This window comes from Enterococcus sp. DIV1937, assembly GCF_050535975.1.
Lineage (GTDB): Bacteria > Bacillota > Bacilli > Lactobacillales > Enterococcaceae > Enterococcus > Enterococcus faecalis.
Window position 1 is genome coordinate 27865 of sequence record NZ_CP172909.1, and the last position, 13195, is coordinate 41059.

At 38.0% G+C, this 13195-nt stretch carries 9 protein-coding genes and 1 pseudogene; 6 read left to right on the top strand and 4 right to left on the bottom strand.

The window, feature by feature from the left end; translation table 11 throughout:
• Positions 1-168 precede the first annotated feature (168 nt).
• The 5 genes from IGL13_RS00125 to mprF all read left to right on the top strand — a co-directional run bounded on the left by IGL13_RS00125 (position 169) and on the right by mprF (position 7150).
• Positions 169-939, top strand: a complete 771-nt coding sequence (locus IGL13_RS00125) for a MurR/RpiR family transcriptional regulator (protein WP_002387434.1) — start codon at positions 169-171, stop codon at positions 937-939.
• A gap of 148 nt (positions 940-1087) precedes the next feature.
• Positions 1088-2656 (top strand): maltose/glucose-specific PTS transporter subunit IIBC, encoded by a 1569-nt coding sequence (malX, locus tag IGL13_RS00130; protein WP_002378674.1) that lies wholly within the window; start codon positions 1088-1090, stop codon positions 2654-2656.
• A 14-nt stretch (positions 2657-2670) separates the two neighbouring features.
• Positions 2671-3885 (top strand): MalY/PatB family protein, encoded by a 1215-nt coding sequence (locus IGL13_RS00135; RefSeq protein WP_002401641.1) that lies wholly within the window; start codon positions 2671-2673, stop codon positions 3883-3885.
• 99 nt (positions 3886-3984) lie between these two features.
• Entirely contained in the window at positions 3985-4365 is a 381-nt protein-coding gene (locus IGL13_RS00140) for a RidA family protein (protein ID WP_002356039.1), read from the top strand.
• A gap of 193 nt (positions 4366-4558) precedes the next feature.
• Positions 4559-7150, top strand: a complete 2592-nt coding sequence (mprF, locus tag IGL13_RS00145) for a bifunctional lysylphosphatidylglycerol flippase/synthetase MprF (protein ID WP_002378676.1) — start codon at positions 4559-4561, stop codon at positions 7148-7150.
• Between the two features lie 64 nt (positions 7151-7214).
• Here the strand turns inward: mprF and IGL13_RS00150 are convergent.
• From IGL13_RS00150 to IGL13_RS00165, 4 genes and pseudogenes are all read right to left on the bottom strand, one after another.
• Positions 7215-7919 (bottom strand): annotated as a pseudogene (locus tag IGL13_RS00150) (transposase).
• Positions 7920-8028: 109 nt separating this feature from the next.
• Positions 8029-10644, bottom strand: coding sequence for a YfhO family protein (locus IGL13_RS00155; protein ID WP_002370603.1), 2616 nt, complete (start codon positions 10642-10644; stop codon positions 8029-8031).
• 544 nt (positions 10645-11188) lie between these two features.
• Positions 11189-11698: a ClbS/DfsB family four-helix bundle protein gene (locus IGL13_RS00160; protein ID WP_002378680.1), complete on the bottom strand. Its 510-nt coding sequence runs from the start codon at positions 11696-11698 to the stop codon at positions 11189-11191.
• Positions 11699-11705: 7 nt separating this feature from the next.
• Positions 11706-12173 carry a VOC family protein gene (locus IGL13_RS00165; protein ID WP_002378681.1) on the bottom strand — a complete coding sequence of 156 codons (468 nt, stop codon included), beginning with the start codon at positions 12171-12173 and terminating at the stop codon, positions 11706-11708.
• A 64-nt stretch (positions 12174-12237) separates the two neighbouring features.
• On the opposite strand from IGL13_RS00165, the gene IGL13_RS00170 reads away from it, so the two are divergent.
• A complete protein-coding gene (locus IGL13_RS00170) occupies positions 12238-13185 on the top strand; it encodes a helix-turn-helix transcriptional regulator (protein ID WP_002401638.1) in 948 nt (315 codons plus the stop codon).
• The last annotated feature ends 10 nt before the right edge of the window (positions 13186-13195 follow it).

Consider the following 13195-nt stretch of genomic DNA (forward strand, 5'->3'; position numbering starts at 1 on the left):
CTATATACAGAGTATAGCAAGAAAGCGCAACAAACACCTCCATCGGAAGGCTGATTTTTTTCTCTGGCGAATGATGGAGCCGCTGTTGGTTATTTTGGACTTTCTTATTGAAATAATCAGAATATTCTGGTGTATAATTATAAAAAAGGATTTAAAGTGAGGGATTGGATGTCGACTGAGGGATTAATCGCTTTGTTAGAAAAGAAACGAAATCATTTAAGTAAAATTGAAAATCAAGTACTGGATTATATTTTGACGCATATGACGGAAATTAGTTCACAAACCATTTATGAGGTGGCGCAGGCGTTGTTTGTCTCAACAGCCACTATTTCTCGAACGGCAAAACACTTAGGTTATCGAGGCTTCCAAGAATTAAAATACGCAATCGTCCAATCGGTGCAGAGCGAGAGCACAGAAAGCGATAGTCGTAGTTTTCAAGCTATTACGCAACAGTTGATCGCCAATGTGCAAGACAGTTTTCAACAAATGGATGAAGCCAAAGTCGCGGAAATGCTTAAAATGATTGAGCGTGCGAATACGATTGAAGTGTTCGGTGTTGGTGGCAGTTTTCCTATTTGTACTGATTTTGCACGAAAGCTAACATTTTTAGGAAAAAAAGCCTATGCACGATCTGATTGGGATGAACAAGCGGCAGCAGTTAAGAATCTGGACGGACAGGATTTAGCCATTTTTGTCAGTTATACAGGAGAAACTAAGGGGATTTTAGCGTATGCACGTGTAGCGCAGGAACAGCAAGTGCCGATGATTAGTTTGATTTCGACTAAAGGAAGCACCTTGGAAAAATTGTCGACGACGACGTTATTTGCCAAAGGGACGACACGTTATCATCAGCGCGTGGATTTAAGTTCAAGAATTGCTGTCATTTGTTTGTTCGATACGGTTTTATTAATGTATGCAGAGGCAAAGCAGCCGCGGTAATTTTATGCAACACCATACTAAATGATGTAAGGGGATACAGAAAGAGTGTAGCCTCTTTTTTCTTTGTTTTGGGCTAGTTATAATGAGGGCAATGAATGTAAACGCAATCATTTTTAGTTTTGTAAAGAATGAATGGAGGAGTTAAGAAATGGCAGTAAAGAAAAAGAAAGCGACTTTCTGGGAGTTTTTCCAAGGATTAGGTAAAACGTTTATGTTGCCAGTGGCTTTATTAGCTTTTATGGGGATTTTGTTGGGATTAGGAAGTTCTTTTTCCAGTGAATCCATGATTGAAACGATCCCGTTTTTAGGAAAGCCCGCAGTGAAAATTATTTTCCAATTTATGTCGACAATTGGTGGTTTTGCGTTTGCCTATTTACCTGTCATGTTTGCAATGGCCATTCCGTTGGGGTTAGTTCGGAAAGAAAAAGGAATTGCTGCGTTTTCAGGTTTCGTAGGCTATACGGTGATGAATTTAGCGATTAATTTCTATTTAGTGCAGACGAATCGCCTCGTGGATCCTGAGCAGTTGCGGGAAGCCGGCCAAGGAATGGTTTTTGGGATTCAAACGATTGAAATGGGCGTTCTTGGTGGAATTATCGCTGGGCTTATTGTCTATAAGTTGCATAATCGATTTTATACGGTGCAACTACCAGATAGTTTTGCCTTCTTTTCTGGCGCACGGTTTGTACCAATTATTACTTCATTAGTGATGGCCTTCGTGGGCTTAGTAATTCCGTTAGTTTGGCCACTTTTTGCGCTAATGATTATGGCGATTGGCCAACTTATCCAACGTTCTGGTATTTTTGGGCCTTTTCTGTTTGGTTCAGGGGAACGTCTACTGTTACCGTTTGGGTTGCATCATATTTTGGTTTCCATGATTCGTTTTACTGAAGCAGGGGGTTCAGCGGTGGTGGCTGGCAAAGAAGTGTTTGGTGCGTTAAATATTTTCTATGCAGAATTGCAAAATAATTTACCGATTTCACCAAGCGCAACAGCTTTCTTGTCACAAGGGAAAATGCCGACCTTTATTTTTGGCTTACCAGCGGCGGCACTTGCGATGTATCATACTGCAGCTCCGGCGAATCGACATAAGATTAAAGGCTTACTCCTTTCGGGTGTAATTGCTACGGCTATCACTGGCATTACAGAACCAATTGAATTTTTATTCTTATTTATTAGTCCATTATTATGGCTGTTTCATGTCATTATGACTGGTCTAGGTTTCATGGTAATGGCTTTATTAGGTGTTGTGATTGGGAACACTGATGGCGGGCTACTGGACTTTGTTATTTTTGGCTTGTTACAAGGAACTTATACAAAATGGTGGTGGGTTCTCATTGTCGGCGCTATCTGGTTTGTTGTTTATTATTTCGTCTTTAAAACAGTCATTGTAACCTTTGATTTAAAAACACCTGGACGAGACAAGGTCTTAGATGAGACTGAATATACCGATCAAGAAGTTCAATATAAGAAAACGGGTGGCTATGATGCGCCTGGGATTTTAGCGGCTTTGGGTGGGCAAGAGAATATTCAAGCTATTGATAATTGCATTACGCGTTTACGTTTAGTGTTAGCAGATGCTAATAAAGTAGATGATGACAAATTAAAGCAATTAGGGGCTTTAGGCGTTGTACATTTAGATGCGCAGAATGTACAAGTGATTATCGGAACCAAAGTGACAACGGTCCGTAATCAATTAGAGATGATTTTAGGTTAGAAAAAAGACAGAAGGTGAAGAGTGTGTCGTTTGATAAAGCAATTGATCGACGAGGAACGTATTGTACACAGTGGGATTTTGTAGAAGACCGATTTGGGGAAGCGGACTTGCTTCCCTTCACTATTTCCGATACGGATTTTGCTGTGCCAGAGGCAGTTCTGGCAACATTACAGGAGCGTTTGAACCATCCAGTATTTGGCTATACGAGGTGGAACCATCCGCAATTAAAAGAAGCAATTCAAACGTGGTACCAGACAAGATTCCAGACGAAGATTGAAGAACACTGGATTATGTATACCCCGACCGTTATCTACGGGATTTCTGCTTTGATTCAATTATTAACTAACGAAGGGGAGGGCATTATTTTACAAACACCTGCCTATGATGCATTTTTTAAAGTTATTCAGGAAAATAAGCGGCAAGTAGTGGCAAATGAACTGCTTTATCAAGAGAAGCGCTACAGCATTGATTTTATTGATTTAGAAAAAAAACTAGCGCAACCAGAAAATCGCTGTTTGCTTTTATGTTCCCCGCATAATCCAACAGGACGTGTTTGGGAGCAATGGGAATTAGAGCGAATGGTTTCATTGTGCCAACAGTATGATGTGTTTTTACTTTCTGATGAAATTCATATGGATATCGTTAATAAAGGCCAAGTTCATCGACCAATTACGCAATTTGATTATAAAAAATCTGCCATTATTACCAGTGGCACGAAAACCTTTAATTTTCCAGGGCTGATTTTTGCTTACGCCCTAATTCCAGATAACGAATTACGTGACGCTTTTCAGCTCAAATTAAAAAACGCCGATGGTTTATCATCAACAAGTATTTTGGGAATGCTAGCAACCATGACGGCCTATCAAAAATGTGGTACTTGGGTTGACGAGTTGAATGATTATTTAGCGGAGAACCAACGTTACGTGAAAGATTTTTTACAGACATATTTGCCAAAAATTAAAGTGACGGAGCTGGAAGCCACTTACTTAATGTGGTTGGATGTATCAGCGGCAGTTCCAGATGTGGCCCGCTTACAAGAGGCTTTAGTTTCTGTGGGGAAAGTCGCCATTATGGACGGCTCGATTTATGGCGGTAATGGACAACGATTTTTACGGTTAAATATTGGCTGTTCGCAAGCAAAACTACACGAGGGACTTGAAAGGATGCGCCAAGGTTTTGAAGTTGTTTTACAAAAGGATGGCACAGCATCAGCGCTTGGGAATAATTGAGAAAAGATAGCATTCCGAAAATGGTTGCAGTACAATGGAAAAATAGAAACAAATAAAATAACAAAAAGTAACAACTTGTCATTTACTGGGGGAAAAGAAATGAAAACAATTAAAACAAAGCAAGCACCACAAGCAATTGGGCCATATTCACAAGCAAAAATTGTGAATGGTTTATTGATTACTTCTGGTCAGATTCCACTGGATCCTGAAACAGGCAAGGTGGTTGGTACAACGATTAAAGAACAAACCAATCAAGTACTGAAAAATATTCAAGGGATTTTAACAGAAGCTGGTAGTGATTTTGCTCATGTAGTCAAAACGACATGCTATTTACAAAATATGGCGGATTTCACGGCATTCAATGAAGTCTATGCTGAGTATTTTAGTGCGGAATATCCTGCACGCACAACGATTGAAATCTCTAAATTACCGATGGATGTGTTGGTGGAGATTGAGATTATCGCAGAAGTAGTGGCGTAAAAAATACAGTTAAAAGAGTGAGAAAAAAATCGTCTTAGATTTTTTTCTCACTCTTTTTTTTTCAATAAAACAATACGATTCAGCCAAAATGTCTAGCCGTGCTGGAAAATTTTCAGCAAATAGGCTACCATGGAAGAAAATCGATAAAACGAAAGTTAAATGAATAGAAAAGAGATATGAAAGAGGCTATAAGATGAAAAAAAATATTAGCCAACTAACGCAGTGGTTGAAAGAACACAGTTTATTATTGAAACTAATTTTTCTTGGTTCTGTATTAGTTTTCGTGGCTAACCAAGTGACACATATCGCTCAAGGCATGACCTGGGCGGATATTTTTTCCACGATGGAACAACAAAGTACGGGGCGTTTAATTGGTATGGTCTTGGCAGGACTATTAGGGGTTATTCCAATGCTCCTTTATGACTATGTAGTCGTTAAGTTATTGGAAAAAGAAGGTAAGCCACCAATGAAACGAATGGATTGGTTAACTTCGGCTTGGGTCACCAATACCATTAATAACTTAGCGGGTTTTGGCGGCGTGGTTGGTGCAACGCTACGGATTAATTTTTACGGAAAAGATGTACCGCGGGGCAAGGTTGTAGCAACGGTCTCAAAAGTTGCTCTGTTCTTGATTTCAGGGTTATCTATTTTATCTTTTGTGGCGTTTGTTGATTTATTTTTTATTCGAACCCAAAATGTTTTTCGTGAATATTGGGTTTGGTTATTACTGGGCAGCCTGATTGCGCCAGCGCTCTGGTTTTTCACGTATTTAAAACGGCGAACATTGTTTAAAACATTTTTTCCAAAAGCGGTGCTCCTATTATTCGGCGCTTCATTAGGTCAATGGCTAGGTGGGATGTTTGCTTTCTTGATGATAGGTCGCTTGATGCAGGTGCCAGTTTCGATGGTTTCTGTTTACCCAATGTTTGTTATCGCTACGTTAATCGGTATGTTAACCATGGTTCCTGGTGGTATGGGAACGTTTGATGTCTTAATGATTTTGGGCTTATCACAATTAGGGATTGATCGATCACAAGCGGTCGTCTGGTTGTTGTATTATCGTTTGTTTTATTATGTGACGCCTTTTATGACAGGAGTTATTTTGTTCTTGCAACAAGCAGGCATGAAAGTCAATCAATTTTTTGATAATTTACCTCGGTTATTTTCACAAAAAGTGGCGCATTTTATTTTGGTGGCGGCGTTATATTTTGCAGGAATTATGATGGTTCTATTGTCGACTGTGACGAATTTGTCGAATGTCAGTCGTTTATTCCAAGTGTTACTTCCCTTTTCTTTTAATTTTTTAGATCAAACATTGAATTTATTTGTAGGATTCTTGTTATTAGGTTTAGCTCGAGGCATTTCTATGAAAGTGAAAAAAGCTTATTGGCCTACAATTATTTTACTAGGATTTTGTATTGTAAATACGGTGGCACGAACGACTTCGTGGCAGTTAATTGCTGTTTATGCTGTTATTTTATTGGCGGTTATTTTGGCTCGTAAAGAATTTTATCGTGAAAAGTTTGTTTATTCATGGGGCGCTTTAACGGTAGATAGTATTTTGTTTGGCTGCTTGTTTATCGGTTATGCGGTTGCTGGCTATTACGCCGCACGACCAGCTGGTGGCAATCAAGTTATCAATCACTTTTTGTTGTTTCCGTCAGATGATGTTTGGTTTAACGGATTGATTGGATTAAGTATTTCCTTGATTGGTTTATTCTTTTTGTATCAATATTTAGCCGAAACAACTGTTACTTTAGGTGAGGGGTTTGAGGAAGCGCGGTTGACACGCTTTTTGGAAAAATTTGGTGGCAACGAAGGCAGTCAATTTTTATATTTAAAGGATTATGGTCATTTTTATTACCAAGAAGAAGGCGAAGATCAAGTACTTTTTGGGTTTCAAATGAAGTTTAATAAATGCTTTGTCTTGGCGGATCCAATTGGGCAACGAGAGAAATGGACAGCGGCGACACTGGCGTTTATGGATCAAGCCGATTTGTTAGGCTATCAATTAGTTTTTTATCGTATTTCGGAAGAATATGTTATGAATCTTCACGATTGCGGTTTTGAATTTATGAAAGTTGGGGAAGAAGGCTTGATTCAATTTGATGAGCCGTCAACAGTGAATCAAACAGCCTGGACGGAAACAGTGACTGAAAAAATAGCAGCGGAAGCAGCGGATTTTCAGTTTGAATTTTATCCTGAAACGATTAGTGATGCCTTATATCAAGAGTTAGAACGAGTTTCTGCGGACTGGTCACGGAATCAAAAAGAGCGCTACTTTATTGGTGGACGGTTGGATCCCGAGTACTTGAAATGCAGTAGCGTGGGCTTGGTGAGACAGAAACAAACGGTCATCGGTTTCATTACTGGAAAAGAAATGGAAAAAGGCAAAAGTATTTCGTATGATTTGTTACGTATTCGTTCAGAAGCACCTGCTTTTACTAGAGAATATTTGTTCACTCATTTTATTGAAACCTATCAACAGCAGGGCTATCAATTAATTGATATTGGGATGGCGCCGTTGGCTAACGTAGGGGAGAGCAAGTACTCTTTCTTAAAAGAACGCTTTGTTAATATTTTTTACAAGTATAGTTATCAAATTTATGCGTTTCAAGATACACGCAAGCGCAAAGAACAATATGTCACTAGTTGGCAACCACGTTATTTTGCTTATCCTAAGCGGACCAGTGTACTCTTTGCTTTTGTGCAACTTTCTTTGTTGATTACGAAAGGGAGACATCAAAGTGTTTCGCTTGTGGAAGAAGCAATGACTGAAATTTAAAAAAATCACGCGATGACTTAGGAACTGACCTAAGATTGTGAGACAGGAATAAAAAAGCATTTTCCTAGACTGCTGATTTCCGATAGTCTATCGGCGATTGGTAGTCTAGTTTTTGTTGAATTCGACTTTCATTATAATAATTAATGTATTTTTTTACAATTTCTATTACAATAGATGTAGGTTCATTTGTGAGCCCATCTAAGTAGAACGTTTCAGACTTTAGTGAGGCATGAAACGATTCGATGCAGGCATTATCTGAAGGTGTCCCTTTGCGGGACATACTAATGGTAATGCCTTTTGTTTTTATTTGGTTCTGGTAGTCAAAGGAAGTATAAACAGAGCCCTGATCACTATGCAATAGACAATCCGTTGTTTGGGGCAATTGATCAAGTGTATCCAGAACAAAAGCCGTATCTTGCTTATCACCGATGGTATAGGCGATAATTTCACCATTATTTCTGGCTCCACGTCCTTTCCAATTCTTTGTACTTTTTAAGCACCTCAATGTGTATTTTTAAATAGTTATTTTCATTTCTAAGCTGTTGTTCATTTGATAGATTTTCTGGACCTGTTCCATAAGCATATTGTTTTCCAACGGGTTGAACCAGACGATGATTCTCGCCATTACGGTACCAACGCCCCCATGCTTCAATTTGTGTTTTGTTTTTAATTCCTAATTCTTCCATAATTATTTTACAGGAATATTCTCTTTTTTCATCTGTATAGCCATTTCTTTGATGTGAATCGGATAAGGCACTCGATTTCCCATTGAAAAAGCACCTCCTAGTTAAATTCATTTTAACGTGAATTCAACAAGAGGTGCTTTTTTATTTTGTCTCAGTTTATTGGGTCAGTTCCCTTAGCCATCGCGTGATTTTTTATTTGTCTTCTTTTTTACGGTTTCGTCTAGCTGGAATCAAGGTTACGTAGGCAACGAAACCACCAGTACATAGAACGAATAACACGATGCCAGGAATCAATCCTTCTGGTAAATAAGAGAACTGAATAGTATGGGTTCCAGCGCTGACAGGAACGCTTAGAAAGGCATCTTTAAAGGCTTTTGGGGTAACTTTTTTGCCATCAATTTTGACACGCCAACCTTTGTCATAAGGAATTGTAGTGACGAGTACTTGATCTTTGTCGGCGGTAAAGGTACCTGAAGCAGAGCGTTTGCCAGTGGTTAAATCAACGCCTTTTTCTTGCACGGCGGAAATGGCTTTTTCAAATGCATTGGTATTTAAGCCAACTACTTGCGGCTGAACAAAACTTACTGCTTTGGTTCCATAAAAACTTACTTTGAAGTTAACGGTTGTATCTTTTGGATAGTAGCCTAAATTATAATATTGGCCAGTAATGCCAATTTGTGATTGCTGACTCGAGCCGTTCACGGTGACCGTCGCAGTGGAACTTTCCAATTGAGCAAAATCCGTTGGGAATAAACTCAAATAAGCTTGCGTATTGGCGGGCACATTGACTGTATAAGAAATCTCTTTGGCTACGTTATGTTGTTTCTCCGTAAAAGTTACGCCAGCTGTATTTTGCGTAATTGTCACGTTATTTTGAAGCGTCATCGTTGGTTGATAAAAGGTAAAATACCGTTCATTGGTATTGGCTAAAGCATTTAGTAAATTTGTTTGACTACCTAAATTATCATTGAGAGGTTGCCGGACATTGTAAATCTCTTTGTCTGCTAAAAATCCTAACGGCAAAGCATTTTCGTTGCGATAAAGCTGATATTTACCAGCAGCTGCTTGTCGTTCAAAGCCGAATTTCATTGGATTATTTTCAGCAATATTGTATTTAATGCCCATCAAAGCATCCATTAACAAGGTATTATTTTGGTAACGAATATTTAAATTCGTGCCTCGCGAGCGGAAACCTAAGGCGTTTAGGTATGTTGAAGAATGTCGGTTCCGTACGGAAGAAAACATGCTAATGCCACTGTAGCCATAGTTAATGCCGTCATTGGCCGAAACACCATTTAAATTTTCCAAGCGATAAAAAGTATCATTTTCTTTTTTTGTTTGATCGACTAGATTTTTTAAGTCAGGATAAGGTTCAGAATACAAACTACGTGATGCGTAGTTCCAATCATCTAAAATACCAGTGACCATCGCCCGTGTGTTAATGATTGCTTCACCAGAAACGAGCAGCAATAACAAAATCACTAAGTATTGCATAGGCGCTTTTTTCAATTGATAAAAAGCAATCCCGAAAAAGTATAATAGCAAAAAAGTTGCCGTTAATACGAAAGAGGTTAAAGTCACATACGTATAACTAGTAGCACCTTTTGTGCCCATTGCAAGAGCAAAAATTGCTAAAAGAATCAAAATCAAGCCGCTTAAGACGCCGAGATCATCCTTTTCAAATTTTTCCCAACCATAACCAGCAAGCAAAATAACTAGGAATGAAAAGAGGAAACTATAGCGGAAAAGAAACATGTTCGGCGCATGCATACCGTGCCAGAATAAATTTAAGGGCGTGATGTAAAAGCTAGCAATCAATAGGACAAACAAACTGCCAAAAAGTAGTTTGTTTTTCAATGGAATTTCTTTCGTAACGAAATAGAAGAGACAAAAAATCAAAGGCAACAACCCAATGTAAATAAAAGGAATGGACCCATATTTGGTTGTATCGTAAACGCCAATCATATTTTTCATAATAATATCTAAAAAGGCAGTCGCTTCTGTTTTAAAGGTTGTAATTTCAGAAAGAGTTTCACCATTGGTTCGTAAATCTAAGACAGCAGGTAAGACCATAATCATAGATGCTCCACCAGCTAAAAGAGAAGTAGTAAAATACGCAACGATTCGAGATTTATATCGTTGCCAGTCTGTAAACGTTCGTGCAAAATAGTACAGGAAGGAAAACAACCCAATCATAAAGCCAAAATAATAATTTGTAATGAAAAGCAAGAAATAACTGACAAACAATAATGTCGGTTTTCGTTGGTCCATTAAACGATGAATTCCTAAAATTACGAGTGGCAGATAAATAAAGGCATCCAGCCACATAATTAATTCTGAATGGGCCACAATGAAGGACATTAGCGCATAAGACACACTTAAAGTCACATGGGACCATTTAGGAATCTTAAAGGTTTGTTTTGCCAAGAACCAAAAACTCAAGCCAGCACTCCCAATTTTCAACAACGTTAGGAAATAGAGCGCATCAGGCATGTTTTGATTGTTAAAGAAAAAGACGAGCGGCGTAAATAAGCCACCAAGATAATAGGAAATTAAGGACAAGTAGTTTAGTCCCAAAGAAGCATTCCACGTATAGAAAAGACTTTGTTTTCCATGAAGAACATTGTTAAAGCTTGCGTGAAAATTTGAAAATTGAGAAAAGGCATCGCTGGCTAAAACACTGCGACTACTTCCTGGATAAATCCCAATACTCAAATAGATAATTGCCATAATTAAAAACGGAATGAAGAAACTGGCTAACATATAAGGCCAGTTGTTTTTTAAAAACTGCCTACTTTTATTTTTCATAAATAACCTCACCTGATTTTTCGAAAGTACCTATAGTTTATCATACTCTTTATTTGATGTACCAATAGAAGAAAAACTTTAAAATTTTATTAGGATCCTAAGGGTGGAGTGAAGAAGAATTAGTAGTAAGAGATTGACATTCAAATGCTAAATCACCAGATTAAAACAACGAATATTCTCCGAAAAATTGCTGAAAACGCCCTGTGGATAACTTTGTGCATAACTCTGTTGAAAACCACAAAAAAGCTTTTTATCTCCGTTTATCCACAAGGATAAGTTTTCGAGTTGCTAAAAAAAATAGACGCAAGTTCAGAAGGCCTGCTTGCTAAAAATAAAGGAATCCCTAAAGTTGAAAGAAGATGAAAACGTTATTAAAACAACGTTTTCATCTTCTTTTTTCTAGAATTTACAAAGATTTAATGTCGAACAAATAAGCATTGTGGAAAAGTTTTTTGGAAAAAACAAGAAATTTCATCCACAAAGTTTTCTGTGGAGAATTTAAAAATGCTTGTCAAGCTTTTTTTGAAAAAATGTGGATAACTTTTTAAAGACACGCTTTTTTCCATTTGCGAATTTGCGTTCGGAAACTAGTAAAAGGGGCAACGCTATTAATGTGAATCCATTTCCAAAGAGGCCATTGTGCTTTGGTAGTCGCCCAAGCCCGTTGTTGAGGTAAAAATAATTCGTCTTCGGAAAGCGAGTCAATCCAATGAAGTAATTTTTCTAAGATGTCTTGCAACGCAATCAGCTGACTTTCTAAACTCATTTGTCCATAGGTTTGATAAAATGATTGATAGAGAGCACCCAGTTGATTCCATTTATAACCTTCAGCTGGCGTTTGAACGGTCAGACCACGTTGTTCTTGTTCTTCCCAAGAAAGCAGCAAGTTGAGCCAGCCTAATTGATAGGCTAAGTTCTCTGAAGGTGTTTTAGCTACTGTTTCAATTCGGTGATCTTTAAGTGTTTCAGGAATTTCTGCAAATTCAGCTAAATATTTTTGTGAAGCTATTTGAATGGCCTCAATCAAGGCTTCTTTTGATTCATAGGTTCGCATTCTTCGGCTAACTTCCTTTCTTGGTAGGATCTGCTTGTTTTTCTTGAGTAATTTGAGTGACTAAACCAAAAGGATCTTTCACAATCGCATAAAATGCTGCAAATTCATTTTCAATTGGTTCTTGGATAATACAGGATTCGGGATGGCGCGTGAGTTTTTCAAAAATTGTTTTGGCAGAGTGACGGCTATTGACGGTTAAGCTGAGGGTCAATTGTTCTGTGGGCGTGGTATTCATTCCTGCAAACAAAGGATTATCAGCTAGTTGTAATTGAAAAGTGTCCATTTGTAAAATCGAGTGAGAAAGCCAGTGTTCTTCGCCAGCGGGAATGGTCAAAGAAGGATTTAAGCGCTCTTTAAATTCTTGATTAGTAATTTTAAAAAGAATATCACCAGCAAAGGCTTCTTGGTAAAACGTCAAGGCTTCCGTTGCTCGTCCGTTTAAGACCATAAAAAGGGCAAATTGTGTGTTTTTCATTGTTTGAACCTCCTAAGATTGATAAGATAAGCATAACAATAAAAGGTGTCAAAAAGTGACACCGATGGAGGGGAAAATGAAAAAATCAGAACGTTTAAATCAGGAACTTTTTTTCTTGAGAACCCATCCTCAGTTTAATTTAAATCAGTTAATGAAAACTTTTGGGATTTCTAAAAGCACAGCTTTGCGGGATATTGAAGCTTTGGAACATTTAGGCGTGCCGCTATATGTGGAGAATGGTCGTTATGGTGGCTATCGAGTTTTAAACAAACCGTTGTTGCCGCCGATTTATTTTAACGAAAATGAAGTGTTAGCAATCTTTTTTTCGTTACAATTACTGAAATTAGTCGCAGAGTCACCGTTTGGTCATTCCTATCAGCAAATTAAGCAAAAATTATTGCATTCTTTAGATGAACCAACCCAATTTAAAATCAGTCAAATGAGTAAAGTCGTCTATTACGAAGGAATTGAACAAGTAGAAGCACCAGGCAATTTAGAGCAGCTGTTTCATTGTATTTTGGCGCAACAAGTAATTCAGTTTAACTATACCAGATATGAAGAAACAACGAAAAAAATCTTACCAACCCGGTTAACTATTTTAGAAGGGTATTGGTATTGTTCAGGCTATGATGTGACTAAAAAGGCTTGGCGTACTTACCGCTGTGATTTTATGGAGGCTATTCAGCAGTTAAACCAAACACTGGATTTTACGACTGAAGAACTGAAAGAATCGTATCGCCATCAACAAACGACAGCACGTACGATTCCATTTAAAGCAATCATTACAGAAAAAGGCAAAGAATTTTTTTATAAACATCGCTTTGACAATATTCAGTTGGAAGAAACGCCCACGCAGTGTTTTTTAGTTGGACAGATTCATCCAACAGAAACACAATTTTTAGCCAACTATTTTATGGGCTTTGGTGAAGAAGTGACAATTTTAGAGCCAGTTCAAGTGAAACAAGCGTATGTAGAAAGTATAATGAGGATTCAAAAAAAATATCAAGAATAGATTGTGGAAC